The sequence below is a fragment of the Maritalea sp. YIW29 genome (assembly GCF_057219265.1).
On sequence record NZ_JBXVVF010000002.1, the window covers coordinates 806,687 to 832,921 of the forward strand.

Here is a 26,235-nt window from a genome sequence, read left to right on the forward strand (position 1 = left end):
TTAAGTGTTCGACAATGTAGGACGATATGGAAGACTTCGACCTTTTTGCGGATGATGTTGATGACGTCAACACCATCGTCAAAACGCAAGAATCGCTGTTCGACACTGAACAGCGGTTGGGTGCGATGCTTGACGCTATGCCGATTGGTCTGCTGTTTCACACCCAACAAGGCATTCTTTATGCCAATGGCGAGTCCTGCAATCTTCTTAAAGCAGATAAGTCTGAATTGATCGGGCGGCACTTTTTGGATTATGTGCGCGAAGATGAGTTCATAAACGCCAGCTCATTGTTCCAAGAGGCTTTTGACGCAAACGAAAAAGCCGTTGAAGCTGAGAGTGTTATTGTCAGTAGGGGTTCGACAGACCGCTTAATTAAGATCACCGCTAGCCGCCTCCCATGGGAGGGCACGCCTGTCGTGCAGGTGCTATTTCAGGATATTACTGAGCAAAAAAAGGCGGAGCAATCGCTGCGCATGCTCAGCATTACCGATGAGCTGACCGGCGCCTTTAACCGCCGGCACGTGTTTTACGAAGCCGAGAGCTATCTCAATCAAGAAGAAGTGCCAACTATCAGCATTGCATTGCTCGATGTCGATCATTTTAAGTCGCTAAATGATACATATGGCCATGCACTCGGCGACTTGGTTTTGAAAGAAATTACCCGCATTGCGCATGAATTTGTTGGCACATTGCCCAAATGCGACTCGGCAATGTTTGCCCGAATCGGGGGGGAAGAATTCTTGTTTTTGTTCCCCGGTCTTTGCGCTGACGCGGCTTTTGCTATGGCAGATGAATTCCGGCGTTCCCTTATGCGGCTAAGGGTTGTCGCGGACGATGGTCGAATGGTTAGCGTAACGGGTAGTTTTGGGATCGCTGAATTCCGAACTGGCGACAAGACAATCGACAAATTGCTGAGCCGCGCTGATGATGCTTTGTATAAAGCCAAAAGCGGTGGTCGCAATCAAGTCGAATACGCTTCCTAATTGGCCTTCGTGCCTAATCGATTGGGCAAGTTTACCCCAAATAGCTTTCAAGTCGTTTGAACGCTTCTTGCAAGACATTCTCCGGTTGGGCGTAGCACAGGCGCAGATGTCCTTCGCCTTCCTCGCCGAACGCGATGCCAGGGGCTAGTCCGACTTTTGTTTTTTCCATGATGTCCAACGCAGCAGCAAAGCTGTCGCTAAGGTCGTCGACTTTGAAGAAGCAATAGAACGCGCCATCTGGTTGGATGAATTTCACACGTTCAAACTTCCTGAGATTGGCTGCGGCGACTTCATAGCCGACACCGATTTTTTCTCTCAGGTTTGCAATTTCCTCGTCACCTTGCTCGAGGGCGATGCGCCCTGCATCTTGTATGAAGCCGGGTGTGCAGGACGTGTTGAACTCGGTCAATTGGCCCAGTTTTGCTTCCAATGTAGCAGGTGCTGCGAGCCAACCCAGCCGCCAACCCGTCATTGACCAGCATTTAGAGAATGAGTTTACACAAATCAAAAGATCGTCCGGCTCGCCAACTGAAAGGAAAGATGGCGCACAGTCTGCATGTCGGTAAAGGCGTGCATAGACGTCATCAGCAACGATCCAAATCCCATGCTTGCGGCAATGATCAAGAACCCTACGTTGATCGCTTGCCGACATTGTCCAGCCTGTTGGATTGTTGGGGGAATTGATCAGCACCGCTTTCGTGTCAGGTGTTAGGGCGCTCAACAAGAGATCCAGATCTAGTGACCATCGACCATCTTTTGGCGCGAGGGGGACGGATGTTAGATCAGCACCCATTGCGCGAAATGCGCCGGGGATGTTCGGCCAGCCAGGTTCCAAAACGACGATCCGATCGCCCGGGGACGTCAAAATCTGTGCTGTCAGCATGAGCCCTTGCATGCCGGAAGGGGTTACGGTGATGTTTTCACGCTGAAGTTTGGCGGTAAACATTTTGTTGGAGTAAGTCGCAATGGCGTCCCGCAAGTCTGCGGCGCCATTATTGGGCTGATAGAGATGGTTGCCCTCACTCAGTGAGGTCGTTGCGGCATCAACGATGATCTTACCAGTTGGCCACGCGCCTTCCCCAAACCATAGCGGAATGATGCCATCTTTCTTCATGCCGATTTCGGCAACTTCGCGAATCTTTGAAGCGGATAAGGTTTGGGCTCGGTCAGAAATGCGTGAGGAAATGTTGAATTCTGTCATGCCGGACCACTTCTTAAACGTTTTGTTGTCGCCAGCAGGTAGAAGATCAGGTGTTGAATAACGTGCTTATCTGGCGACAAATGAATAAGTGGTGATCCCGACGCGATTCGAACGCGTGACCCCCAGATTAGGAATCTGGTGCTCTATCCTGCTGAGCTACGGGACCACTGATTTGCCAACATAACCTGCTCATCACATTGAGAAAAGTCGGAATAAGGGATGATTTTTGCCTTAATTTCATGCAACATCACGTCCAGTAAGTGATCTTGTTTGGTTGGGGCGTCGTATTTCTTGGCATTTTCAGTTTTTAAATCAATGGCGGCGGTCAGCATGAGCATGTCGATGTTCTTCGGTGGGACCGTATTTGCCTGTGAAACGCTTAAGCCGGGGCCCAAAGGTCTGGTGGTGGAAGTGACCGATGGGGATACTGTCGTGCTCGACAATGGCGACAAAATTCGCCTGATTGGTATGCAGGCGCCCAAACTGCCGCTTGGGCGCGTTGGCTATGCCAAATGGCCCTTCGCCGATGAATCCCAAGAGTTTCTTTATGATTTTGCGATGGGTGAAAATGTTCGTATTTACTATGGCGGCGCGCGCAGAGATCGGCATGGTCGTGTGTTGGGCCATCTATTTGTTGAGGATGATCGATCAAGATGGGCCCAACAGGCCGTAATTGAAGCTGGGTTGGCGCGGGTCTACTCTTTCAGCGACAATCGGCATTGCCTTGATGAACTGTTGTTGGCTGAGCGCAAAGCACGCAGTGAGCGCCGCAATATTTGGGGCCATGATTATTATCGTTTGCGCGACGCCCATAAGCCGCAACAATTGGAAAAACGCGAAGGCCACTACGAACTGGTTGAAGGACGGGTTTTTGGCGTTGGGGATACTGCGCACCGAATCTATTTGAATTTTGGCCGGGAATGGAAAACAGACTTCACCGCCGTGATCGACCGACGGGTGGTGAAACACTTCACGGCGATGGGTGTCGATCTAAATGACCTTGATGATGCATTTGTGCGTATTCGCGGGTGGGTTGATGTTGATGACGGCCCCCGTATCGATGTAACACATCCAGAGCAAATTGAAGTTTTGGCGTTGAAATCAAAATGAACATTTTTCGGATCATTATAGCGCTGACAATCAGTGCATTGCTTGTTGGGTGCACAACCATTTTCAATGGCGGTCCCAATGTTGGGGTTAGCCGTCTGGGCGATGGCACAACCGCAATACCTGCGGGCACCGATCCGAGTGATCAGGTGGTGGGGCAGCGCGAACATCCAAAGATTGTCGCCTCTTATGGCGGCTCTTATGAGGATCGTTCTTCTGAAATCATGCTCGCGCGGCTTGCAGGGAAATTGCTGGTCGCTGCGGGTGAGGGGAATAGCAAACTCACCGTCACAATTTTGGATAGTGAAGAGGTCAATGCATTCGCCCTACCAGGTGGCTATATTTACGTGACGCGCGGGATTTTGGCGCTTGCAAATGACGAGGCAGAACTTGCGGCCGTTTTAGCCCACGAAATTGCTCACCTGACCCTGCGTCATGCGCGGGAACGTTCTAACCGGGAACGCACCAGCAAAATTGTTGACCGGGTAATTGGTGGCATTTTGGGATCAAACCCAGAGACGGACCAGTCGGCGGCAAGGTCCAAACTTTCATTGGCTGCTTTTTCTCAAGCCCAAGAATTGGCTGCGGATAAAGAAGGCGTGAAAATCGCTGGGCAGGCTGGATATGATCCTCACGCCGCGGCGCGGTTCCTAGGGCTGATGGGGCAATTCGCTTCTTTTAAATCCAAAGAAACATCTGGCGATGATTTCTTGTCGAGCCATCCTTCAACACCCGACCGGATCGAGTTGGCAGTAAAGGCTGCGCGCGGATTTGGTGCGCCGGGCATCGGTGCCAGCGAACGTACACGTTATCTCAAAGCCATCGATGGAATTGCGTTTGGGCCGAACCCCAACAATGGCGCGATTGCGGGGCAGCGCTTTTTGCACCCAAATCTAGGGTTCGTTTTCACTGCACCAAAGCGATATTCGCTCAGCAATGGCAATTCTTCGGTTGTTGCGGTGGCAAAAGACGGAACGGCGGCGCGGTTTGATAGCGTGTTTGTACCCGTTGAAGTTTCATTGGTTGACTATATTGCTTCGGGATGGGTCGCTGGCCTTGATGACAGCACCATCAAACAAAGGCGCGTCAATTCAATCGATATGGCCACTGCCTCAGCGCAAACAAAAGACTGGGCATTTGAAGTGGCGGTGTTGCGGTTTGAAGGACAAGTTTATCGCTTCATCTTTGCCGCAAAAAGTGCCGGCGCGCGATTGCGTTCGGATTTCCACTCTACATTGGAGAGCTTTAGGAAAATTCGCTCTAACGATTTGAGGCAAATCCAGAAATATCAAATTTCAGTTCTTACCGCCAAAACCGGACAAACGAGCTCAAGCCTTGTTGCTCGTATGAAGGGCGTGTCTGATGCCGCGGCGCTGTTCAACGTGTTGAATGGGTTGCTGCCAGGTGACCAACTTATTGCGGGACAGAGCTACAAGATTGTGGTCAAAAAATAAGGCCGATCGAAATGACCGGCCTTATTGAATTAATTTGATTTGCTTGAAAAACCTATGCGGCTGCTTCTGATGAGTTGCCGCCTTCTTCAGTTTTTGGACCGCGACGTGGGCTTGTCGCCAGGTTTTTTTGGATCAGTTTCAGTGCTTCTGTAAGCGTGATCTTGTTCACAGAGCTGATTTCGCGTGACATGCGATCAATCGCTGCTTCAAACAATTGACGCTCTGAATATGATTGTTCTGGCTGCTCTTCTGAACGGAACAGGTCACGAACAACCTCAGAAATCAAAATCAAATCACCAGAGTTGATCTTGGCCTCATATTCTTGTGCCCGACGGCTCCACATGGTGCGTTTAACGCGCGCACGGCCTGTGACAGTTTTAAGGGCTTTTTCAACTGTTGCTTCTTCAGCAAGTTTACGCATGCCGACGCTTTTTACCTTCGCGAGTGGAACGCGCAGGGTGAGTTTGTCTTGCTCAAAGTTAATGACAAAAAGCTCCAGAGATGTGCCTGCGACTTCTTGCTCTTCTATACCGGTAATTTGGCCAACACCGTGTGCGGGATATACAACATATTCGCCTGTTTTAAATCCTTGACGCTGAACTGACTTCTTAGTTGCCATTCGGTAGTACTCCTGATTGACGCCTTGACACCTTTTGGGGTGTCCTAACTGATCTATACTGACCATTGTTGCAAAAACTGTCGTTCACGAACCCAACTGAGGTCTAGTGATTGGTTACCAAAATCCTAATTTGATTGCATTTGAGCAAAAAAAACGTGCCCTCCGGCACGGTTGGGTAAACGACAAAATTACAACTGTTACGCTAATGTAACACAAAAGCGCGACAGAATCAATTTTGCCGCGTTTTTACGTACTTAATGCTTAATTTTGCCATTATTTGCTTGGCCAACCGCTCGTTGTTGGCGTGGCCAGACAATTGCCGATCAGTCGCCTTCGCCAGGCGCTTCGGAGAAATGGTTTTCCAACTTGTTCTTTTCACCATCGAACTTGGCGGCATCTGCAGGCGGCTCACGCTTTTCGGTGATGTTTGGCCATACGTCAGCAAATTTGGTATTGAGTTCCAACCAAGCTTCTTGGCCCGGCTCTGTATCGGGCAAAATCGCTTCGGCAGGACATTCAGGTTCACACACGCCACAATCGATACATTCGTCAGGGTGAATGACCAACATGTTCTCGCCCTCATAGAAACAATCGACGGGGCAGACTTCAACGCAGTCCATATATTTGCATTTGATACAATTGTCGGTGACGATGTAGGTCATAGGTGAGTTCCGTTAGGTGAATATTTTCGCCATGGCCGTTGGGAAAGTGCAACTGGACTTAAACTGCCCCAATCTTTCCAGCCTAGCGAGAAAACTGTCGGTCTATTGGCTAATGAATTTTTGCGATAAGCGCAAGAGCGGTTTTGAGTAACGCTTTTCAATCCTAGGGCAAAAGAGGAAATGCTGTTTCAATCCGGCGTTTTCAGCTGGTCTGTCTCACGTCTTTCGCGCTTTGTCGGCCGACCTGCGCCTTTTTCACGCACTGCTTGAGGCAGCGGGCGGGGCTCTGTGGACTTGGGCAATGGCGGTGGGCTCAGGTCTTCATAAAGTTGGGCGGCCAAAGTTGCGGACTGTCTTTTCTCACCTGGATCTAGCATTTTAAGAATGCGAATGCCGCGCGGGAGCGTGATGGTGAGCACATCACCAACTTTCACTTTTGCGGCTGCATTGATGCATCTATCTGAATTGACGCGCACATGACCGCCATTCACCAACTTCTGGGCAAGTGTGCGGGTTTTTGCGCATCTGGTGAACCAAAGCCACTTATCTAGTCTTTGCCTTAGTTCCGGTTCACCCATTAGTTCGTTGGCTATTTCTTTAGTGCAGCAAGGGCTGCAAATGGCGAATCTGGATCAATCGGCTTAGATTTTGGCGCCGGTTTCGCGTTTCGCTTTTGATGCTGATTGTTCTTGTTGTTGGGCTTGCCGGATTTTTGGCCTTTGCCCTGAGCATTCTGGTTGCGATTTTGCTCGCGCTTTTTGCCTTGGAACTGCTTGTTGTTTCGGCGCGGCGCTGGATGCCAAACTTCGTCGAACTGTGGCTCAATGGGCTCAGCGGCGGCCGTCGTTTTGTCGTCACCCTCCGCAGCTTCAGCTGGGGTTGTTTCTTCGTTATTGTTTGCCGCTTCAGTCACCGGCTCAGCCGTCACTTCTGCGCTCGCTGGCTTTTCATTATCGTTGGTGATCGGTTCAGCAGTTTCAGCTTCAATCGGCGTGCGTGTCACCTTGTATCCAAGTGAAGCCAGCACGGTAGAAAACTCTTCGCCAGCACAGCCAAGCAATGATGTCATTTCAACCGTTACACGGAACCCGTTGCCATCAGCCGCGCCTTCGGGCGGCGTGTCTTGGTTGCGTTTGGGGTCAAATGCAATCAGCGGGCGAATAAGATCGGCCAACCGTTCAAGAATATCCACACGCACTGCGCGGTTGCCGGTCACCTTGAACCCAGCAATTTCGTAAAGCTCTTTCGCGACTTCTGGATCAGTATCAATTGACGTACGGCCAGAAAGAATGATTTGCGGCAACTCGCGCACGCCCGTCTGACGGACGCCACCATTTTTCAATGCCCAAAGAATCAGTGCGATTTCGCGAGGCGCTGGTTTTAGCGAAAGCGGCAAATAAATGTGGTAGGCGCCAAATTTTATGCCCATTTTGCGCATGATGCCACGCACGTCTTGGTCTAGAGATTTAACGTCATCAGCGATCTCTGTTCGCGGAATAACGCCCAAGCTTTCTGATAAGCGGAAGGCAACACCGCGTGCGGTGCCTTCTAACTCGGCAGGATTTTTCAACGCGATCAACTGTTCAAGTTGCGTGTTCACCGCATGGCGAAGCCATAGATCTAATCGATCTTGCACGGATCCGAGATCTGGGCCAGTGAGGCTTTCGTCGGCCAGAATAACCAAACGTGGCGTCAGGATGTCATCGCCTGGAGATAGTTCAGCAATAACCTCGCCGCGCCAACGGATGAGGCCATCTGCGGTTAAAACAAACTCGTCGTTGGGCGAATCGGTAACTTTTTCCGCTCTCTTTTTGATCTCGGGCGCAATTGCAACGCTTGCGGCAGAGCGCAAGCCTTTGGTTTCGCCGCCATCTTGAGATGAGAGGGTAAATCGAAATCCTTCAATAGAGCCAATCGCTTGGCCCTCCAAGGAAACTTCGCCGCTTTGTGATACTTCTGGAGCCGTCATTTGTTTATCTCTTAAATGGCGCATTAAAACACTCGTGCGACGATCGATAAATCGCTGCATAAGACGCTTATGTAATGCGTCTGATAGGGAGTTTTCAATCTCTTTTGTTTTTTCACGCCAATAGGTAGGGTCTTTGAGCCAATTTTTTCGGTTTGCAACGAATGTCCAGGTTCGAATTTGTTTGATCCGATTGGACAAGGTGTCAATTTCACCATTGTCATTGTCGCAAAACCTGACCTGTTCGGCAATCCAGTCTTCGCTAATTGTTTCAGATTGCGCAAGATTTGCAAAAATTGTGGCAATTATCTCACCATGTTGGGCCGGCGAGATGTTCCGATAGTCCGGAATTGACGCGCATTCCCATGCAAGATGGGTGAGAGTTTTGCCCGATTTGGGCCCAATATCGGGGTGACGCATCAAAAACTCTAACCCCAGCTGGTCTTTTGCAACCGGTACATTGGTGAGTTTTTTGTGGGTCGAGCGCATATCTAGAGAACGCTGCAATGCAGTGAAGGATGAGAAATCCAGCTTCATATTGCGCCATTGCAGCATTTTGACCGGTTCGAATTGATGGGCTTCGAGTTGTTCGACCAATTCGGGTGTAAAACTTTCAGCGCCGCCGGTGACGCCAAATGTGCCATTGCGTTTGTGGCGGCCAGCACGCCCAGCAATTTGGGAGAACTCCGCCGGGGTGAGCGGGCGCATCTGCTTGCCATCAAACTTCATATCTGCAGCAAACGCGACATGGTTGATATCTAAGTTAAGTCCCATGCCGATAGCGTCGGTGGCGACCAAAAAATCAACTTCACCATTTTCATAGAGTTCAACCTGCGCATTACGGGTCCGCGGGCTCAGGGCGCCCATCACCACAGCCGCGCCGCCGCGCTGGCGTCGAATTAGTTCTGCGATGGCGTAAACTTCGTTTGCCGAGAATGCGACAATGGCTGATCGACGAGGCTGCCGGGTGATTTTTTTTGAACCCGCGTAAGTGAGCTCAGAAAACCTTGGTCGCATGATGATTTCGGCATTCGGCAAAAGCGCGGCGATGATGGGTGCCATGGTTGCGGCACCTAGCAAAAGCGTTTCTTGCGTGCCGCGCACGTTTAAGATGCGATCCGTAAATATGTGCCCACGATCAAGATGGGTTGCGGTTTGGATTTCATCGACGGCTACACATTCAACAACCAAGTCGGTGGGCATGGCCTCTACAGTTGCCACCCAATATCTTGCGCCTTTGGGCACGATACGTTCTTCACCGGTCACAAGGGCCACCGCGCCTGTGCCAACCCGGTCCACAAGACGTTGATAGACTTCGCGTGCCAGCAGGCGCAAAGGTAAACCAATCATACCCGAACGGTGCGCCAATATACGTTCAACGGCAAAGTGGGTTTTTCCGGTGTTTGTTGGCCCCAAAATGGCCTTAACGGTTCCCGTGGTGAAGTGGGTCGTCATAAATTGCTCCGGCGTCCTTAAAGTAGCTGCAATAACTGTCTTTTTTTGGGACAGGACAGCGGGTTAAAGCAGCGCTGGATTTACTTCTGGTACGAAACGAGAACGAACACGGACCGAATCGCGGTTCTGTGTTGATTCTGATTTCGTTCTCCACATTATATGGTGGGTCGAAGTGCAATGGGCCACTATTTTTTGAAAATCGTTCATTTTTCGCCCTTGAAATTGCCGACCGGCGTTCATTTGAGTTTCAAATCAATTAATTTGGGGCATTTGATAATGAATGTTGCATTAGTTTGAACAGCGGCAATGTGGTTTTATTTGTGGCGTTAACTTCTGGCGTTGGAAATGTGGGGCATTTAGGGCGAATTTTTACCAAAAAGAAATTGACGTGTCGAAACGAGAACGCGCTTCAGGCGTTTATGGTTAATGGAACTGAGCCAAAATCTCGAGGTTTTTTAGTAATTTAGCCGGGTGAGTACCATGGACAAGTCGCCAAAAGCCGTGCCGACCAAAACCCGATAGGGAATCATATAGCCGGAGTTGCCCAAAGGGGCGTACCAGATCAGAAAGCGCTGGTTGCTTTTCATGTAATTGGTGGTGTCCGAATTGGTGAAGTGGCCAGAAATTGGCTTGTAGCGCATGGTGCACAACATCACAGGCCCCTGATATCCAGTGCGTTTGGATGTGGCGGTTTGCTTTTCAGCGAATTTGAGATCGAGATCATATCGCTCAACGCCGGTATAGACATTGAAATTGTGGTTGCAGACTTCTGGGCCTAACGTGTCGGCCTTCACAAGAAATGCCGCAACTGGATCGTTGATGCCACGGCGATGTTTTGAGACAACGGGCACACGGTTGTTGTTTTGGCTTAGGGGTGGCACCACTTGCATGCTGGTGACATTGCCGTTGTTGGCTTGGAATTGAACGGTGAACGTGTCGGCGCTGGTTTTGGTTTCCAATAGGAACCGATTGGATTGAAGCTGTTTGCCACTTGAAGAACCGCTTGATGTCAGTCTTGCTGTACCTGCCGCCACCAAAGATGCAAGACCAGAAACATCACCACTAATGTTGACGCTGTAATTGTTGCCGTCATCCTTAAAGCTCACCCCAACTTCCGCAATATTGACCCCACGTAAGGTGACCACATATCGTGCTTGGCTGTCTAATGACGCAGCGAACCCGTTTGTGGGTAACAATGCGAAGATAAGTAGGGTAAGAAGGGTGCGGAAAAGAGTTTGTAAGGGGTATGCGGCCACGATGTCGGTCGCTCCTTGGCTAATGCGAACTGGTTTTACGAATCACTGATTTTTTACAGTGCCGACATGGAATGACGCTTTCAAGGCATTTCACGATGTAAAATCAACAGAAGTGCTTGACTAATGCCAGCCCATTATCTATTTAAACGCGACTTTTTCATATAATTGAGACCTATCGGGCTCGGCGTAATGCACGAGACAATTCAGGTTTTATGGATCGAACGGGAACAAAAAACATGGCACGTCGTTGTGAACTTTCTGGCAAAGGTGTGATGTCTGGCAATAATGTGAGCCACGCGCTCAACCGGACTCGCCGTAAATTTTTGCCAAACTTGTGCAATGTGACTTTGATGTCTGAAGCTTTGGGCCGCAATGTGAAACTTAAGGTTTCTGCAGCGGCTTTGCGTACAGTTGAGCACCGCGGTGGCTTGGACGCTTATTTGCTTAAAGCGAAAGACACTGAATTGTCAGATCGCGCATTGGGTGTGAAAAAAGAACTTCGTCAGGCGCTTGCGTCTTAAGGAAACGGTTCTTCTAAAGAATTCAAATTTGATACCGCGCAACATAATGTTTCGCGGTATTTTCTTTTCTAAGTGGCGCCGGTCTTTTGCCGGAATTGCTGCGTAAAATAGAGGTGCATTTTCATGCTCACTCGCTTTTTGATTGCAATTGTGGCAATGGCAATCGTTGTTGTTTCATCGAACTTCCTTGTTTCTCATCCTGTTGATTTTCAACTTGGCATGTTTGATCTCAATGAGATCCTGACTTGGGGTGCCTTCACTTACCCATTTGCATTTTTGGTAACAGACCTGACCAACCGCCATTTCGGTCCGAAATCGGCGCGCATTGTCGTATTGGTCGGCTTTTCGTTGGCGGTTTATCTGTCGCTCAAACTTGCCGACCCACGCATAGCTGTTGCTTCGGGTTCCGCATTTCTGGTGGCCCAACTTCTAGATGTTTCCATCTTTGATAAACTTCGCAACGGCGAATGGTGGCGCGCACCGCTAATTTCATCAGGCATTGCCACGGTGATTGACACAGTTATCTTCTTCACACTGGCATTCTCACCAGCATTTTCTGGCATTGACCAGTTTTTCAACCAAGCAGACACATCGCTTGGGTTTGGTGTGCCGTTCCTAAGTGTCGGGCCTGAAGTGCCGTTATACGTCTCGCTGGCTGCCGGGGATATGCTCGTGAAAATGCTGATGGTCTTTGCTCTATTGGCACCGTTCAACTTGCTTCGCCGGTTCATTGCAGACCGACAAGTGGTGAGGGACGCAACTGCATAGCATTCATGAATGTGAAATTATCGGATTTAGCCAATTTGTTTGTGAGCGCGATTTGGCAACCAAAGCGCCCCGATCCTGTCGGGGCGTTTTTTTGTGTGGTGAAATGCGCAACATAAATTGATCAAAAAGTATGTTTAGATTTGGGAAAGCCGATAGCGAGCTTGCTGACTTGTTTGACCCTACCTAACGGAGCACCACCATGAAAAATCCAATCGCCTTCGCCCTTTTGGTTCTCTTTGCGGCCACTTCTGCATTTGCGCAGGATGACGCTTATGGCGGTGCAAAAAATGTGCCCGAATTCTCCCCGGCCTTTGAAAATCAAACCCGCGCGCCAATTCTTGCTTCGAAGATGTCTTTGAAAACAGAAATGATAGCCACTGGTCTTTCGAACCCTTGGGGCATCGCGAAACTGCCCAACGGCGGTTATCTGGTCAGCGAGCGAAAGGGCCAGCTGCGGTTTATCACGGCAACCGGAGAGTTGGTTAAAGACCCGATTAAGGGCATACCAGAAGTATTTGCCGAGCGGCAGGGCGGACTGCTTGATGTGGCGTTGGCCCCAGACTTTGAGCAAAGCCGGGTGATCTTCCTTACCTATGCAAAACCTATGGGCAATAATTTATCTGCGACAGCGGCGGCCCGAGCGGTCCTATCTAACGATATGCGCAGCCTCACGGAATTGAAGGATATATTTATCCAACATCCTCCTTCGCCATCGCCTATGCATTTTGGCAGTCGAATTGTATTGCATAACGGTTTTGCCTACATCACAACGGGTGACCATTCATCCGAGCGAGAGCGCGTGTTTGCACAGGATTTGGACAAGAGCTACGGCAAAGCCATCCGGGTGACACAGGATGGGGAAACTCCAAGCGATAATCCCTTTATTGATCAAGAGGGGGCAATCGACACGATTTACGCCCTTGGAATGCGCAATGTGCAAGGCGCTGCCTTGCGCCCGGGCACCGACGAGATTTGGTTGCTTAGCCATGGCCCTAAAGGCGGTGATGAACTGAACAGGCTACAAGCTGGGGCCAATTATGGTTGGCCAGTTGTCAGCTATGGTGAGAACTATAGCGGTCGCCCTGTTGGCAGTGGTAAGCCGCGCGCCCAAGGCTTTACAGAACCTAGATACTATTGGGACCCGGTAATTGCGCCCAGCGGCTTTGCCTTTAAAACAGGTGAAGAACTTTCGGATTGGAATGGCAACATCATTGCTTCTTCGCTTAATCCGGGTGGTATTGTGCGGCTGACCCTTGATGGCGACAAGGTAACAAGCGAAGAACGGTTGCTCCCCAAACTTGGTCGCGTTCGCGATGTTGAGATCGATCATGACGGATCGATCATTGTGCTCACCGATTCTCGAAATGGGCAAGTGGTGAGAATTACGGCTGAGCGCTGACCATTGAATAGTCAGTTCCGCCAAACCAATATCAACCAAAAAGCCCGCCGCAACAATGCGACGGGATCCAATTTTCTAGTTTTAGGTGGCTCTGTTTAGTTTGCAGCCAAGTAAGCCGCCAAAATATCGCGGGCCGCTTTAAGATCCGTTTTGTCGATCATTTCTGTGACCGTGTGCACATAGCGACAACCAACAACAATGCCGACGGCTTTTGCTCCAGCAGCAGCTTGTTGCGCCGCTGCGCCGTCTTGGCCGCCACGGGCGAGAACGGTGCGCTGGTAAGGAATGTCGTTTTTCTTCGCCACCGCTTCAACATCACGCACCAGATCAATGTCGGCGATGAACGAGCTATCTTTCACGTGAAGGCCAAAGCCCTTGCCTTGAACGGTGACGGATTGATGCTCAGGCACGCCTGGGGTGTCACAAGCAAGCGTTACGTCGATGCCAAGGCCGATGTCCGGCTGGATCGCATGGGACGCTGTGCGGGCACCGCGCAGGCCAACTTCTTCTTGGGTGGTAAAGGCCACGTGGATTTCGCAATCATGGGTGGACTTGTCTGCCACCAATTTGCGGATAGATTCGATGCCCAACCAACACGCAACGCGGTTGTCCAAGGCTTTAGAAACCACTTTGTCTTCTAGATCGAGCAATGGCTCGTCCATCACCACATAGTCGCCAACTTGCACAACGTCTTTGGTTTTTTCGCCTAAGCCAAGATCGATCACGAACTCAGAAACGGTTGGGATTTTTTTGCCTTCTTCAGGGCTTTGAATATGGATTGGCTTGCCGCCCGGGTTCATCACTGCTTTATAGTCGCCATTTTCGGTAACAACCAAAACGCGACGGCTGAACAGGTTGCGTGTGTCAAAGCCGCCAACATTGTCGACATAGACATGGCCTTTTTCAGATACGTGGGAAACCAAAAAACCGATTTCATCCATGTGGCACAACAGCATGATCTTTTTCGGCGGATTAGCTGGTGTGCCTGTTGGGTTGCGTTTGCAAAGCAATGACCCCATTGGGTCAGTGGTCACTTCGTCAAAAAGACCCTCGACTTCTTTTTCAATGACAGCACGAATGCGGTCTTCGCGACCAGGCACGCCTGGTGTTTCGCACAGGTGCTTCAATAGTTCGATGTTCATGGATTATCCCTTTTAGAGTTGCCCGTTTACCTCGAGCTTTGATTGGAAGTTGCGCCCACCTTAGGCGAGATCAGTCGTTTGTACTAAAATTATTATTCTAAAATAAATTGAAGTAAAAGGGTGCGTTCCCAATTTCTGAAATTATCGTCAGATAGGATGGTGATGATTGTGTCGCCTTTGCCGTCAATATGTGTGGCCAAACCTTCCATATTGTCGACATCGCCGCCATTAGCTTCCAGCAGTTTTTCGCCAAATAAAACAACACCCGCTTTCACGTCTGCAGCTTTGATCAAGCGCAGCTGCATGGAGAAGCCAAAAATTCCAATGTCGCGATGAAGAATTAAGAGATCACCGTTTTGGGTAAAAGTACATGCTGTGGGTCGATAGCCACCTTCTGCCCGAACACTTAAATTTCCACCGTCACGCTTGCCGGAAAGCCATGCACGATTATGTCCTTGATCGTTGCGGACATCTTCCAAAATCATCAGGGTTGACCCGGCAACCGGAGACGCTGGCGGCGCAATACACAGCGATTCAATTGAGCCGTTATTGCGTTGCCGGGTGATCCAATTGGGGATTGTATATTCGCGCGCCGCACCGCCAGGGCGCGTACCGTCCAATTCGAAATCTGCAACACGGGTCAGGTGCTCAAAGCCAACGCGCACCGCAACGGGCTTGCCGTCTCGGTAAATGGTGTCAATTGCTTCCGGATCGCGCGAAAATGTGGATGGTAATTTTACGCCCTTTGAATTTCGCAATCGCTTAATGTCGGCATTGATGATGCCTTCGGGGGCACCTTTCGGGTCATATTGCAATTTCCCGGAGATAAAGTGCCCTTTGTCCGTGACAATGGCGAGATCGCCGTCCGCGGACGTAAATGTAATGTCAGAAAGGCCGCCAAAGTTCCTGACATTGCCGGTTAGGTGTAACCCACCATACCATGTCAGTCCGTTGCCAACCGGCTTGCCGATTTCTCGACCCTGAAAATGACTAATCTGGTTGGCACCAATATTAAATGGTTCCGCAAATGCAAAATTGGGCGCGAGGAACGCGCCCAATAGGCAAGATAGAATGGATAAGTTGCGTGCTATTTTCGGCCTCGTCGACGGGTTTCTTGAGGCAACTCTTCGTCAAACAAAGCCGCTAGATTATCCGTCAAAGCGCCGGCCAATTCTTCCGCATCCAGCAACGTGACTGCCCGTCGATAATAACGGGTCACATCGTGACCGATACCGATGGCCACAAGTTGAACGGGAGAACGGGTCTCTATATCTTCAATGACGTAGCGCAGATGTTTTTCCAAATAATTGCCCGGATTAACAGATTGCGTGCTGTCATCGACAGGCGCGCCGTCAGAAATCACCATCAATATGCGGCGATTTTCAGGCCGACCCAAAATTCGTTTGTGCGCCCATTGAAGTGCTTCGCCGTCGATATTTTCTTTCAGCAAGCCTTCGCGCATCATCAAACCAAGATTTGACTTCGCGTGACGCCAAGGCTCATCAGCTGATTTGTAAATAATGTGACGAACATCATTTATCCGGCCTGGCCCTGCTGGACGGCCAGCTTGCATCCATGCTTCGCGAGACTTGCCGCCTTTCCAAGCGCGGGTTGTGAAGCCCAAAATCTCAACTTTCACGCCGCAACGCTCGAGCGTGCGGGCAAGAATGTCACCACAGATTGCTGCGATAGTGATCGGGCGTCCACGCATGGAGCCTGAATTATCGATCAATAAGGTCACAACCGTGTCGCGGAAATCCGTGTCTTTTTCGATTTTGAACGAAAGAGGTTGCAGCGGATCGGTCACCACGCGGGTGATCCGTGCAGTGTCCAAAAGCCCTTCCTCAAGATCAAATTCCCATGATCGGTTTTGCTGGGCCATCAAGCGGCGTTGCAATTTGTTGGCCAAACGGGCCACTGCACCAGACAAACCGTCCAATTGCTTATCCAAAAGTGCACGCAATTGATCAAGTTCTTCGGGCGGACAAAGTTCGGAAGCACTTACGGTCTCATCAAACTTTGTCGTAAAAACCTTATATTCCGGCATGTTGCGGAAATGCTCTGGGATATCATTTTCAGGTTGAGCATTGGGGCTGTCTTCGCCCTGTTCAAGCGGTGCGTCCTGCTCTTCCATATCTTGGAAGTCAGCGTCTTCGCCTTCAACTTCGCCCTCCTGCTCGGTGTCGCCGGGTGCCTGTTCGGCATCCATTTGCTCTTCTTCCTTGTCAGAAGAGCCATCTTGTTTATCGGCATTTTCGTCGGGCGCGTTTTGCGGATCTGTATCTTCACCCGCATCATCTTCGTCGCCATCCAAATCGGTTGGATCAGCGTCGACCACCAATTCCATATTGCGCAACGCCGTGCGGCAAAGTTTAGAAAATTCGGCTTGATCATCAATTAGCGAAGCAAGATCGTCCAATTGATTGCCAGCTTTTTGCTCGATGGTTTCGCGCCAGAAGTCGACTAGTTTCTCGCCTGACGATGGAATGTCGATACCTAAGAGTTTTTCACGTAAAACCAAGCCCATGGCTTCCGCTAAAGGCGCATCAGCAATGTCGGTAATCGAACCATAATTGGCCCGGAAAAGTTTGTCTTCCAGCATGGCGGCAAGATTGCCCTTCATGCCGGGCAACCGGTCGGTGCCGATTGCCTCCACCCGCACTTGCTCCAGCGCGTCGAACACGGCGCGCGCCTCTGTATCTTGAGGCGAGTATTTCTTATGTAATTTTTGATCGTGGGCCGCCAAGCGCATGGCCATCGCATCGCCCTGTCCGCGGGCAATGGCAACGTCTTCGGCTTTTGGCACACGGGGCAAGTTGGCCAAACGGGCTTTGTCTTTAGTCAGCAAGGGGCGGTCAGAGGTAAAGGCAACCTCTAACTCGCTATCCTGCGCGATGGCGCGCATGGTGACGCCCACAGCACTTTTTAGTGTTGCTGCAGGGTCAGGCCTGTTGGCGCTTTTGGATATGCCAGACATATTTTCCCTTTCGGGTTAAAACATTGTGTCGCCGCTTTATGCACTCAAAGCGATGTTTGCGGCTGATTCAGGCAAATCCGTGCCAAATACGCGCTGGTAGAATTCAGCAACCACGGCGCGTTCCAACTCGTCACATTTATTCAAGAATGTAAGGCGGAAAGCCATGCCAATATCATCAAAGATCGACGCATTCTCGGCCCAAGTAATCACCGTACGAGGGCTCATCACGGTTGAAAGATCACCATTGATGAAAGCTGAACGGGTCATATCTGCCAGGCGCACCATGTTGGAAATGGTTTTTTCACCCTCTTCATTTTGGAACGCTTTGGCTTTGGCCAACACAATGCCAACTTCTTTTTCGTGCGGCAGATAGTTCAAAGTTGTCACGATTGACCAACGGTCCATTTGACCTTGGTTGATCTGCTGGGTGCCGTGATAAAGACCCGACGTATCGCCCAACCCAATAGTGTTGGTTGTTGAGAACAGGCGGAAAGCTGGATGCGGCTCGATGACTTTATTTTGATCCAACAATGTCAGGCGGCCAGAAACTTCAAGTACGCGCTGGATCACGAACATTACGTCTGGGCGGCCTGCATCATATTCATCAAACACAATCGCGATATTGTTCTTCAACGCCCATGGCAAAATGCCATCACGGAATTCTGTGATTTGCTTGCCGTCTTTGATGACGATGGAGTCTTTACCCACCAAATCGATCCGGCTGACGTGGCTATCTAGGTTGACCCGTACCAGTGGCCAATTCAACCGGGCTGCAACTTGCTCAATGTGGGTTGATTTCCCGGTACCGTGATAGCCCTGCACCATGACGCGACGATTATGCTCAAACCCAGCCAGAATGGCCAAGGTCGTGGCTTTATCGAAAAGATAGTCTGGGTCTAAAGGCGGCACGTGTTCGGTGCGCTCTTTATAGCCTTTGACCATCAAGTCTGAATCAATGCCGAAAAGTTCGCGGACAGAATATTGAGTATCAGGCAAGGGTGCGGTCATGATGTGAGCCTTTTAAATAGATAGCTGTTCTTTAATTGGGGTTTTGGCACAAAAAGCGCGCAAAGGGTAGGGCAGGTATTTTATTGGTCGGCGGGTTTATAGCAACAAAAATTGTACTCGACTAGGGTCCAGACACAAGGTCTTTGACCCCGCGCCGAGCACAAACAGAATTTTTGCGGTTTTGCTTACACAAATCCCTTGGACTTAAGGTGGTTGTAAGCCGTCACAATATTGCGCAGTCGCTCCTCAGAACTCTTGTCACCGCCATTGATGTCAGGGTGGTGCTTTTTCACCAAGTCCTTGTAGGCTTTTTTGATCTGATCTGGGCCAGAAGTGTGGCTCACATCAAGCATTTCAAGCGCCTTTTTGTCAGCATCTAGGATCTTGCGGTCGGCAGAACGGTTTGGCCCACTGGACGCGCCTTGCATGCGCGCATAGCGGCGCAGCACATTCGACGGATCGTGGTTCTTTTTCTTACGCCCGGCCGTGCTCGGTGCCTCGGCTTGGGCCGGCGCGGCTTTATTCACGCCCATATCCCACGTTGGACGGCCGCCGGTACGATCGGTTACAATTTTTTGAATTTCCTCATCATTCATTTCTGAGAAGAAATTGAAACTTTTATTGTACTCACGCACATGGGCCATGCAGAACTGATAATAGCCCGGCATATCAGAACCCTTTGGTGCCTTATGTGCGCCAGGTTGATCGCAACCTTTCCACGCACAACGGGGGAGGTCGTCCTCCGGTTTGACTGCAGATGACGCGCGACGTTTTACTTTGATTTTATCGAAGAGCTTGGAATTCAATGTAAGTGCTCTTAAAGCTAGAGAAAATGGACACCCCTTTTACATCAAAAAATGGCCGGAGCGAAACCCCAAATGTCGATGAAAGATACAATCATTGCGAAATTGATCAAAGAATTTCAGCCAACAACCCTGCGGGTACACGATGAAAGTGAACTACACCGGGGCCATGCGGGATATCGCGAGGGGGGAAATAGTCATTTCCGCGTGCAAATCGCCGCACCTTCTTTAGATGGGAAAATGCGGGTTGCGCAACATCGCGCAATCATGACGTGTTTGGCCGAAGAGCTAAAGGAAACCATTCACGCGTTGGCTATTGAAGTGGAGCCAACGGGTTCTCCAACCGATTGAACACATTAGGGAATAATCTTTAGCTCAGTAATGCGGTTGCGTTCTTTTTTCAGAATGCGGAACCGCATGCCGTGGAACGTAAATGTTTGATTGACGTTGGGGATCATCTTGGCTTCATCAAGGATCAGTCCAGCAATTGTGGTGGCGTTTTCGTCCGGCAAAGTCCAATCAAGTGCACGGTTGAGGTCGCGAATGGGCAGCGAGCCGTCAACGATGTAGGAACCGTCTGGTTGCTTCTTCGCCCCTTCCATCATTTCGTCATGCTCGTCGGCGATTTCACCAACGATTTCTTCCAAAATGTCTTCAAGGGTCAAAAGGCCTTCAACCTCGCCATATTCGTCTACTACCAAGGCAAAGTGCGCTTTCTCTCGTAAGAAGGCATTAAGTTGGGCTTGAACTGGGGTTGTATCCGGCACAAACCATGGTTTTGAAATAATCCGTTCAATATCGAGATTTTCGACTTTGCCACCAAGCTTAAACAAGGCGCGTAGTAGGTCTTTGGCGTGCACAACACCAACAATATTGTCTTGGTTTTCGCGCCAAAGCGGAATGCGGGTATATGGGCTTTCCAATATGTCTTGCACCAGTTGTTCTGTCGGCATATCCGCGTCAAAGGCGAGCATTTTGGTGCGGTGAATCATGACGTCGGAAACTTCAAGCTCACTTAGATCAAGAATGCCGCCAAGCATGTCACGGTCATTTTTGATCACTTCGCCGTCGCGGTGCAACAAATCCACGGTGCCGCGCAATTCTTCATGGCTTGTCATGCCAGAAGTGTCGTCTTCACGCCGTGCGCCGACGAGGCGTAAAAGTGCATTGACTAGCTTTTGGATTGCGAACGTTACGGGGGCAAAAATAGCCACAATAGGTCGCACAAAAGGGGCGACGCCGAGTGCAAATTCATCAGGTTTGGAAATAGCCCATGTTTTGGGCAAAACTTCAGAAAAGATCACGACCAAGGCGGTCATGACGATGGTGGCATAAATCACACCAGTATCGCCAAACAGCGCAATCAAGACGCTGGTGGCAAGCGCAGAGGCGAGAATGTTGACGAGATTATTGCCAAGCAACAAAGCGCCGATCAAGCGTTCTTTGTCTTTTGTAAGATCTTCAACAATTTTTGCCCGTTGGTTTTCTGCTTTGACCCAATGGTGAATGCGGGCGCGTGAAGCGGCAGTTAGCGCAGTTTCAGAACCGGAGAAAAATCCAGATAGGGCCAAAAGCACTACAATCGCGGCGATCGAAATCCAAAGTGATGGTGGAATGGAGGCGAAAAACTCGAACATTAGCTGCGTTGCTCCTCAAGGAATTTCAATATCGAATTGGGTTCTACCCCGTTTTCGATAAAGGCTTCGCCAATACCCTTGGTCAAAATAAAGGTGAGGGCACCGCGTGAGACCTTTTTGTCTTGGGCGATATGATGCATCAATTCTTCGCTCGATGCCAATTCACCCGGAATGTCACTCAATTCGGTCGGCAATCCAACCGCTTTGAAATGGTTTTCGACACGCACCGCATCTTGCCCGCTGGCAATGCCGATTTGGGTTGAATAGCGGTGGGCGAGGACCATGCCGATGGCGATGGCTTCTCCGTGTAACAAGCGATCTGAATATCCGGTCGCCGCTTCAAACGCATGGCCGAATGTATGGCCCAGATTTAGCAGCGCTCGTACGCCATGTTCTTTTTCATCCGACTTTACGAAGCGTGCTTTTGCCCGACATGCATGGGCGATTGCCTTGGCCCGTGCTGGCCCGCCCTCATAAATTTCGCGCCAATTTTCTTCTAGCCAAAAGAAGAACTCCGCATCGTCAATCAGGCCATATTTAGCCATTTCGGCATAACCGGCGCGGAATTGACGTTCGGAAAGTGTTTCAAGGGCACCTAAATCGGCGGCAACAAATCGGGGTTGATGAAAAGCGCCGATCAGGTTTTTGCCATGTGGGGAGTTGATACCTGTCTTGCCACCAACGGAGCTGTCTACCTGCGCGAGTAGGGATGTTGGCACTTGAACAAAGTCCATGCCGCGCCGAATAACCGAGGCGGCAAATCCAGCTAAATCGCCGACCACACCGCCACCAAATGCGATGATGATATCGTTGCGCTCTAGCCGTTGGTCCAATAGCGCTTCGATGACCTCGTTGAGCACCTTGTTGGATTTAGAGCTTTCGCCCGCCGCAATGCTCACAACGCTATATTGCAGTCCTTCGGCCTCTAAACTCTTTTTTAGCCGCGGCAGCTGTTCGCGCTCGACATTTTCATCTGTGACAATGCCAAACCGCGCGCCAGGAAACATAGACTTAAGCGTTGCCCCTAACGTTTCAATGGCATCATGCGCGACATTGATATCGTAACTACGCGTCCCAAGGTCGATGGTGACAATATTTGGCTTCGTGTGTTGCTCGGTCATTTTATGACTTTGTGGTTGGTGCTAGATGGTCAGCGAGGGCCGCAATAATCTCGGACGCGATTTGTTCGTGGCTGGCTTCGTGCGACATCACAGTTACCTCCGCTTTAGCGTAAGTTGGATATCGTTTGTCGACCAATGCCTTGAGCGTGCCGTAGGGATCAGCTGTGCGTAAAAGTGGTCGCGTGTTTTTGCGCGACACCCGTTCAAACAGCAGATCAATGTCCGCCTTCAGCCAAACAGAAATTGCGTTTTTTGCAATATTGTTTCTGGTTGTTGGGTCCATATAGGCCCCGCCGCCGGTAGAGATAATGGCGTTTTGTCTTGTCCGCAGAAGCCGGGCGATCACCCTTGTTTCCCCGGCACGGAACTCTTCTTCGCCATGGGTTTCAAAAATATCGGCAATGGGCATGCCAGCAGCGATTTCAATTTCGTCGTCGCTATCGATGAATTCTAATCCAAGGAAATGGGCAACTCTTCGGCCAACTGTAGATTTTCCAGCGCCCATCATTCCAACAATTACAATTGGCTTGTTGGCGCGGCCGTCGTTCACGCGATCTGCATTACGCCGTACTATGGTGCTGTCCAGTTCGACGGGCACTAAATTCTCCACTTAAACATGAATGTTGGTTGAAGCGATGTGTGGGCAAATTGTCAAGTCACTTGGTTTGAACACATGCCACATGATTTCATCAAATGCTTGATTGGGGACGCAAAATAGTCGAAAAAGGGCAATCAAGGGAGTTAAAGTTTCATGCCGACACTTATTCGATTTTTAGTTTTTCTTGGCGTGTTGGCTGGAATTGCTTTTGGCACAATGTATGCGCTGACCATATTTGTGGAGCCGACGCCACGTGAAATGAGCGAACGCATTCCAGCACGCGAGTTGTTCGATAATAAGTAGGTCGCCTGAGATGACCAATGACCAATTGATTGAAAATTTCCTTGAAATGATGAGCGCTGAAAGAGGCGCTGCGCAAAACACGCTTGAAGCCTATCGGCGCGATCTTGGCGATTACGAACAATTTGCAACATCTAAGTCCACACCAATTGGCAATGCTGATCGCCATGCAATCCAGCACTATTTGATTGATTTAGATGAACGCGGTTTCGCCGCATCCAGTGCGGCGCGGCGTTTAAGCTCTATTCGGCAGTTTTACCAATTTCTGGTTTCCGATGGGTTTCGAAAGGACGATCCGACCAGGGTGATCCCCGCACCCAAAGCTGGTGTGCGATTGCCCAAAACCATGTCGATTGAAGAAGTTGATCAGCTTTTTGCCCAAGCAGAGTTGGAAGCCAATGACGATCAACTCAAACCAAAGGCGCAATTGCGGGCGCAAAAACTCTATGTGTTGCTCGAGTTGCTTTACGGCACCGGCATGCGTGTATCCGAGCTGGTGGGGCTTTTGCGCTCAAGCGTGACACGAGAAGCGAGCATGCTCAACATTATCGGTAAGGGCAATAAGGAGCGGGTGGTGCCGCTAAATGATCGCGCAAAAGACGCGCTGTTGAATTATCTTTCAAAGCTTACGCCGGGTCGGTTTGTCTTTCCAGCTAATACAGAAACTGGATTTATGGCGCGGCAAGTTTTTGCGCGTGATCTAAAGGCGTTGGCCGGACGCGCTGGTTTAGATACGCAAAAAATCTCACCCCATATATTGCGCCATGCTTTTGCCTCACATTTGTTGGAAAGGGGTGCAGACCTTCGTGTCGTACAATTATTGCTGGGGCATTCAGATATTTCGACAACGCAGATTTATACGCATATTCTTGATGAGCGATTGACTTCGCTTGTGCATGAGCATCATCCTTTGGCCAAGGATTAACAAGAATTGTGCAAACCTGACGCGCGTTCCTTTTAGGAATATTGTTGCCAATTTGGTGCGCAAAGGTTGACATTAATGGGGGGAATGGCCACTTTCCGCCGCAATTGAATGGGTTCCAAAAGGCCACTTGCCTTTTAGGGGACAAATAGAAGACGGAACAACATGCAGTCCTATCTCGAGTTTGAAAAACCGGTCGCAGATTTACTGGGTAAAGTGCAAGAACTTAAGTCACTTGCGCAAAGTGGTGAAGCGGTTGAAATTGAAGATGAAGTGAAACGTTTGCAAGATAAAGCAGACGAAGCACTACTCGATATTTATGGTCGCCTGTCACCTTGGCAAAAAACCCAAGTTGCGCGCCATCCGCTGCGTCCGCATTTTATTGATTATGTAAAAGAGCTGATAACGGACTTTGTGCCGTTGGCTGGCGATCGTAAATATGCCGAAGACGCCGCTGTTCAATGTGGATTTGGTCGATTTGACGGCCAAGCGGTCGCGATTATTGGGCAAGAAAAAGGCTCTAATACTGAAACGCGCCTAAAGCATAATTTTGGTTCTGCACGGCCTGAAGGATATCGTAAGGCAGTTCGCGTCATGGATATGGCGGATCGGTTTGATATTCCGGTACTGTTTTTTGTCGATACCGCTGGTGCTTATCCGGGTGTCGGTGCTGAAGAGCGCGGCCAGGCCGAAGCCATCGCTCGCTCAACAGAAATGTGCCTTGAAATTGGTGTGCCTTCCATTGCGATTGTGATTGGTGAAGGCGGATCTGGTGGCGCGATTGCGATTGCGACGGCGAACAAAGTCGTGATGTTGCAGCATTCGATTTACACCGTTGCTTCGCCGGAAGCGGCGGCATCGATTTTGTGGCGAGATGCCGCAAAAGCGCAAGAAGCTGCAAACAACATGAAAATCACAGCGCAAGATTTGCTTGAATTTGGCATTATTGACCAGATCATTCCCGAGCCTGCTGGCGGCGCACATCGTCATCAACAAGAGATTTTGCAGTCTGCCCACAAGGTGATTGAGGATTTCTTGGCTGAATATGAAGGCAAAGGCCGGCTTGAAGTGCGTGAGCACCGTCGGGAAAAATACTTGGCCATGGGTGCAAACCTTTCCTAATCGGATCAAAGTTCACCTAAAAGTGAATTGAGTGCTGAGGGAAAGCGCTTTGGTCTTCAATTGATTAACTGTAATTTATTTGGGGCCGCCTAGTATTGAGCGCCGGGCAGTTGTGGTTTGGAGTAATTTCTTGATTTTTGGTTTGCACAAATTTGCAAAAAATCTTTTGGTGCCAAGATTCTTGTTGGTGATCTGCGGTATTTTTCTGCTGTCTGCCTGCACCACCGGATTTGAAAGCAATCGCCACAACATTCCTTTGACATCCTTGACCAAAATCCGCCTTGATCAAATGGGGTCTAGCGAAGGTGCGCCAATGTTGGTGCGTATCTTTAAGCGAGAGAGCGAACTCGAGGTTTGGAAAAAGGTCAAGAAAACCGGCAAGTTCGCCCATTTTCGTACCTATAAAATTTGCGCGTGGTCAGGTGATCTGGGTCCAAAATTCCGTGAAGGAGATCGCCAGTCTCCCGAAGGATTTTATGATGTGACACCGGGCCTGATGAACCCGCGTTCGAACTATTTTCTTGCGTTTAACCTTGGTTTCCCAAATCGGTTTGACCGCGCCCATGGGCGCACTGGTTCAAATATAATGGTGCACGGGGATTGCTCATCTCGCGGTTGCTACGCGATGACGGACGAAAAGATCGGCGAAATCTATGCGCTTGCGCGTGAGACATTTAAGGGCGGATCGAAGAGTTTTCAGGTTCAAGTTTTCCCGTTCCGAATGACCGCACCAAACTTGGCTGAATTTAGCGACAGCAAACATATGAGTTTCTGGCGCGATATCAAAGTTGGTTACGACCATTTTGAAATCACCAAAGAGCGGCCAAAATGGTCCGTGTGTAATGGTCGATATGGCATCAACAAAGCTGGTGGTTGTGGCAACACAACGCTGAGTACGGCAGATCAAAAGCGCTTTAGCGAAAAACAGATCCAAGACGCTGCAGCGTTTAAAGTCGCAATGGCCAATAGAGATCAAGCAAAGCTAGATGCGGAAGCCGCAGCCAAGCGCAAAATTGAAGCCGCACAAGCAGCGGAAGAGCGCAAAAAAGCGATCAACCAGACCACCCAAAAAGTCACCGGTTGGTTCGGTGGACTGTTTGGTGGTGGTAACGGTGCTCAGCAAACGGTTGAAGACCCGAACGCCCCAGTTCCACCAACGCGCTAAGGGCTAAGCCCTAGTATTACTTGCCAGCAGCACTGCTTGCTTTTAGCTT

At 50.0% G+C, this 26,235-nt stretch carries 26 protein-coding genes and 1 tRNA gene; 11 read left to right on the top strand and 16 right to left on the bottom strand.

Translation table 11 applies throughout. The features are described 5' to 3' along the window. The first annotated feature begins 26 nt into the window (after positions 1-26). Positions 27-983 carry a sensor domain-containing diguanylate cyclase gene (locus AC2D8L_RS13180; RefSeq protein WP_484685944.1) on the top strand — a complete coding sequence of 319 codons (957 nt, stop codon included), beginning with the start codon at positions 27-29 and terminating at the stop codon, positions 981-983. Positions 984-1,014: 31 nt separating this feature from the next. Here the strand turns inward: AC2D8L_RS13180 and AC2D8L_RS13185 are convergent, their stop codons facing one another. The 3 genes from AC2D8L_RS13185 to AC2D8L_RS13195 all read right to left on the bottom strand — a co-directional run bounded on the left by AC2D8L_RS13185 (position 1,015) and on the right by AC2D8L_RS13195 (position 2,522). Beyond that, positions 1,015-2,184, bottom strand: coding sequence for a pyridoxal phosphate-dependent aminotransferase (locus AC2D8L_RS13185; RefSeq protein ID WP_484685945.1), 1,170 nt, complete (start codon positions 2,182-2,184; stop codon positions 1,015-1,017). A gap of 89 nt (positions 2,185-2,273) precedes the next feature. After that, positions 2,274-2,350: transfer RNA gene (locus tag AC2D8L_RS13190), tRNA-Arg, on the bottom strand. Continuing rightward, positions 2,328-2,522, bottom strand: coding sequence for a hypothetical protein (locus AC2D8L_RS13195; protein ID WP_484685946.1), 195 nt, complete (start codon positions 2,520-2,522; stop codon positions 2,328-2,330). Before AC2D8L_RS13195 ends, AC2D8L_RS13190 begins: the two co-directional genes overlap by 23 nt. Between AC2D8L_RS13195 and AC2D8L_RS13200 the strand changes: the two genes are divergently transcribed. Further along, complete coding sequence (locus AC2D8L_RS13200) at positions 2,515-3,294, top strand: thermonuclease family protein (protein WP_484685947.1); 780 nt, start codon at positions 2,515-2,517, stop codon at positions 3,292-3,294. The genes AC2D8L_RS13195 and AC2D8L_RS13200 overlap by 8 nt on opposite strands. Further along, positions 3,291-4,745: a M48 family metalloprotease gene (locus AC2D8L_RS13205; RefSeq protein WP_484685948.1), complete on the top strand. Its 1,455-nt coding sequence runs from the start codon at positions 3,291-3,293 to the stop codon at positions 4,743-4,745. Before AC2D8L_RS13200 ends, AC2D8L_RS13205 begins: the two co-directional genes overlap by 4 nt. 52 nt (positions 4,746-4,797) lie before the next feature. Here AC2D8L_RS13205 and AC2D8L_RS13210 read toward each other — a convergent pair whose 3' ends face one another. The 5 genes from AC2D8L_RS13210 to AC2D8L_RS13230 all read right to left on the bottom strand — a co-directional run bounded on the left by AC2D8L_RS13210 (position 4,798) and on the right by AC2D8L_RS13230 (position 10,703). Beyond that, a complete protein-coding gene (locus AC2D8L_RS13210) occupies positions 4,798-5,364 on the bottom strand; it encodes a CarD family transcriptional regulator (protein WP_484685949.1) in 567 nt (188 codons plus the stop codon). A gap of 323 nt (positions 5,365-5,687) precedes the next feature. Then, positions 5,688-6,026, bottom strand: a complete 339-nt coding sequence (gene fdxA / locus AC2D8L_RS13215; protein ID WP_484685950.1) for a ferredoxin FdxA — start codon at positions 6,024-6,026, stop codon at positions 5,688-5,690. Positions 6,027-6,214: 188 nt separating this feature from the next. Then, a complete protein-coding gene (locus tag AC2D8L_RS13220; protein WP_484685951.1) occupies positions 6,215-6,604 on the bottom strand; it encodes an RNA-binding S4 domain-containing protein in 390 nt (129 codons plus the stop codon). A gap of 11 nt (positions 6,605-6,615) precedes the next feature. Further along, positions 6,616-9,447 carry a helicase-related protein gene (locus tag AC2D8L_RS13225; protein ID WP_484685952.1) on the bottom strand — a complete coding sequence of 944 codons (2,832 nt, stop codon included), beginning with the start codon at positions 9,445-9,447 and terminating at the stop codon, positions 6,616-6,618. A gap of 455 nt (positions 9,448-9,902) precedes the next feature. After that, a complete protein-coding gene (locus tag AC2D8L_RS13230; protein ID WP_484685953.1) occupies positions 9,903-10,703 on the bottom strand; it encodes a DUF3108 domain-containing protein in 801 nt (266 codons plus the stop codon). 236 nt (positions 10,704-10,939) lie between these two features. On the opposite strand from AC2D8L_RS13230, the gene rpmB reads away from it, so the two are divergent. The 3 genes from rpmB (at position 10,940) to AC2D8L_RS13245 (ending at position 13,391) form a co-directional block, all read left to right on the top strand. Further along, complete coding sequence (rpmB, locus tag AC2D8L_RS13235) at positions 10,940-11,224, top strand: 50S ribosomal protein L28 (RefSeq protein WP_484685954.1); 285 nt, start codon at positions 10,940-10,942, stop codon at positions 11,222-11,224. 123 nt (positions 11,225-11,347) lie between these two features. Then, positions 11,348-11,992 (top strand): VUT family protein, encoded by a 645-nt coding sequence (locus tag AC2D8L_RS13240; RefSeq protein ID WP_484685955.1) that lies wholly within the window; start codon positions 11,348-11,350, stop codon positions 11,990-11,992. Positions 11,993-12,191: 199 nt separating this feature from the next. After that, positions 12,192-13,391 (top strand): PQQ-dependent sugar dehydrogenase, encoded by a 1,200-nt coding sequence (locus AC2D8L_RS13245; RefSeq protein WP_484685956.1) that lies wholly within the window; start codon positions 12,192-12,194, stop codon positions 13,389-13,391. A gap of 95 nt (positions 13,392-13,486) precedes the next feature. Here AC2D8L_RS13245 and AC2D8L_RS13250 read toward each other — a convergent pair whose 3' ends face one another. From AC2D8L_RS13250 to AC2D8L_RS13270, 5 genes are all read right to left on the bottom strand, one after another. Next, positions 13,487-14,533, bottom strand: coding sequence for a M42 family metallopeptidase (locus tag AC2D8L_RS13250; protein ID WP_484685957.1), 1,047 nt, complete (start codon positions 14,531-14,533; stop codon positions 13,487-13,489). Positions 14,534-14,625: 92 nt separating this feature from the next. Continuing rightward, positions 14,626-15,591 (bottom strand): esterase-like activity of phytase family protein, encoded by a 966-nt coding sequence (locus AC2D8L_RS13255; protein WP_484685958.1) that lies wholly within the window; start codon positions 15,589-15,591, stop codon positions 14,626-14,628. 29 nt (positions 15,592-15,620) lie between these two features. After that, positions 15,621-17,510 (bottom strand): cobaltochelatase subunit CobT, encoded by a 1,890-nt coding sequence (gene cobT / locus AC2D8L_RS13260; RefSeq protein WP_484685959.1) that lies wholly within the window; start codon positions 17,508-17,510, stop codon positions 15,621-15,623. A gap of 36 nt (positions 17,511-17,546) precedes the next feature. Next, positions 17,547-18,518 carry a cobaltochelatase subunit CobS gene (cobS, locus tag AC2D8L_RS13265; protein WP_484685960.1) on the bottom strand — a complete coding sequence of 324 codons (972 nt, stop codon included), beginning with the start codon at positions 18,516-18,518 and terminating at the stop codon, positions 17,547-17,549. 185 nt (positions 18,519-18,703) lie between these two features. Continuing rightward, a complete protein-coding gene (locus AC2D8L_RS13270; RefSeq protein ID WP_484685961.1) occupies positions 18,704-19,324 on the bottom strand; it encodes a J domain-containing protein in 621 nt (206 codons plus the stop codon). A 72-nt stretch (positions 19,325-19,396) separates the two neighbouring features. Between AC2D8L_RS13270 and AC2D8L_RS13275 the strand changes: the two genes are divergently transcribed. Next, on the top strand, positions 19,397-19,672 hold the full coding sequence (locus AC2D8L_RS13275; RefSeq protein ID WP_484685962.1) for a BolA family protein: 276 nt from the start codon (positions 19,397-19,399) through the stop codon (positions 19,670-19,672). A 5-nt stretch (positions 19,673-19,677) separates the two neighbouring features. Here the strand turns inward: AC2D8L_RS13275 and AC2D8L_RS13280 are convergent, their stop codons facing one another. The 3 genes from AC2D8L_RS13280 to AC2D8L_RS13290 are packed head-to-tail and all read right to left on the bottom strand — an operon-like array spanning position 19,678 to position 22,677. Then, entirely contained in the window at positions 19,678-20,958 is a 1,281-nt protein-coding gene (locus AC2D8L_RS13280; RefSeq protein WP_484685963.1) for an HlyC/CorC family transporter, read from the bottom strand. Next, the gene (gene aroB / locus AC2D8L_RS13285; RefSeq protein ID WP_484685964.1) at positions 20,958-22,079 is read right to left on the bottom strand and encodes a 3-dehydroquinate synthase; all 1,122 of its coding nucleotides are present in this window, start codon (positions 22,077-22,079) and stop codon (positions 20,958-20,960) included. The genes AC2D8L_RS13280 and aroB overlap by 1 nt, the downstream gene beginning before the upstream one ends. A 1-nt stretch (position 22,080) precedes the next feature. Beyond that, on the bottom strand, positions 22,081-22,677 hold the full coding sequence (locus AC2D8L_RS13290) for a shikimate kinase (RefSeq protein ID WP_484685965.1): 597 nt from the start codon (positions 22,675-22,677) through the stop codon (positions 22,081-22,083). A 153-nt stretch (positions 22,678-22,830) separates the two neighbouring features. Here AC2D8L_RS13290 and AC2D8L_RS13295 point away from each other — a divergent pair, with 153 nt between their 5' ends. The 4 genes from AC2D8L_RS13295 to AC2D8L_RS13310 all read left to right on the top strand — a co-directional run bounded on the left by AC2D8L_RS13295 (position 22,831) and on the right by AC2D8L_RS13310 (position 26,186). After that, positions 22,831-22,980 (top strand): histidine kinase, encoded by a 150-nt coding sequence (locus AC2D8L_RS13295; protein WP_484685966.1) that lies wholly within the window; start codon positions 22,831-22,833, stop codon positions 22,978-22,980. 10 nt (positions 22,981-22,990) lie between these two features. After that, positions 22,991-23,902, top strand: coding sequence for a site-specific tyrosine recombinase XerD (locus AC2D8L_RS13300; protein WP_484685967.1), 912 nt, complete (start codon positions 22,991-22,993; stop codon positions 23,900-23,902). A 162-nt stretch (positions 23,903-24,064) separates the two neighbouring features. Further along, positions 24,065-25,021 (top strand): acetyl-CoA carboxylase carboxyltransferase subunit alpha, encoded by a 957-nt coding sequence (locus tag AC2D8L_RS13305; protein ID WP_484685968.1) that lies wholly within the window; start codon positions 24,065-24,067, stop codon positions 25,019-25,021. A gap of 130 nt (positions 25,022-25,151) precedes the next feature. Beyond that, the gene (locus tag AC2D8L_RS13310) at positions 25,152-26,186 is read left to right on the top strand and encodes a L,D-transpeptidase family protein (protein ID WP_484685969.1); all 1,035 of its coding nucleotides are present in this window, start codon (positions 25,152-25,154) and stop codon (positions 26,184-26,186) included. Positions 26,187-26,235 lie beyond the last annotated feature (49 nt).